The organism is Streptomyces sp. NPDC093094 (genome assembly GCF_044754345.1).
In the GTDB taxonomy this organism is placed as follows: Bacteria; Actinomycetota; Actinomycetes; order Streptomycetales; family Streptomycetaceae; genus Streptomyces.
In genome coordinates, this window is the sequence record NZ_JBIVOX010000063.1 from 1 (window position 1) to 1170 (window position 1170).

The following is a 1170-nucleotide window of genomic DNA, read 5'->3' on the forward strand; positions in this document are numbered from 1 at the left end:
TAGATCAGCTTCGCGCCGCGGCGGATGATGCCGTCGTGCTCCTGGCCCACCCCCGGCAGGAACCCCGGCACGTCCACGAACGTGATCACCGGCACGTTGAACGCGTCACAGGTACGCACGAACCGCGCCGCCTTCTCCGAGGCGGTGATGTCCAGACAGCCCGCGAACTGCATCGGCTGGTTCGCCACGATCCCCACCGCACGCCCCTCCACCCGGCCGAAACCGGTCAGGATGTTCGGCGCGAACAACGGCTGCGTCTCGAAGAACTCCCCCTCGTCCAGCACATGCTCGATCACCGTGTGCATGTCGTAGGGCTGGTTCGCCGAGTCCGGCACGATCACATCCAGCGCACGGTCCTCCTCGCTCACCGCGAGGTCGGCCTCCTCCAGGAACGCCGGCGGCTCGGACAGATTGTTCGACGGCAGGTACGACAGCAGCTGCTTGACGTACTCGATCGCGTCCTTCTCGTCCCCCGCCATGTGATGCGCCACCCCGGACACCGAGTTGTGCGTGCGCGCACCCCCCAGCTCCTCGAAGCCCACGTCCTCACCCGTCACCGTCCTGATGACGTCCGGACCGGTGATGAACATGTGCGACGTCCGGTCCACCATCACCGTGAAATCGGTGATCGCCGGCGAGTACACCGCACCACCCGCACACGGGCCCACCACCAGACTGATCTGCGGGATCACCCCCGAGGCATGCGTGTTGCGGCGGAAGATCTCCCCGTAGGCGCCCAGCGACGCCACACCCTCCTGGATCCGCGCACCACCGGAGTCGTTGATCCCGACCACCGGACAGCCGGTCCGCAGCGCGAAGTCCATCACCTTCACGATCTTCTGCCCGTACACCTCGCCCAGCGCACCGCCGAACACGGTGAAGTCCTGCGAGAACACCGCCACCGGACGCCCGTCGACCGTGCCGTACCCGGTCACCACCCCGTCACCGTAGGGACGGTTGGCCTCCAGACCGAAGTTCGTCGAACGGTGCCGCGCGAACTCGTCCAGCTCGACGAAGGAATCCTCGTCCAGCAGCAGAGCGATCCGCTCACGGGCCGTCAGCTTGCCCTTCGCATGCTGCTTCTCCACCGCGCGCGCGGAACCGGCATGGGTCGCCTCCTCGATCCGGCGCTGGAGATCCGCGAGCTTGCCCGCGGTGGTGTGGATGTCG

General features: G+C 67.1%; 1 protein-coding gene. It reads right to left on the reverse strand.

Annotation, left to right across the window (positions count from 1 at the left end; all coding sequences use genetic code 11):
- Positions 1-1170 (reverse strand): acyl-CoA carboxylase subunit beta (locus ACIQGV_RS40855; protein WP_402504833.1); only part of this gene is annotated, 1170 nt, incomplete at both ends.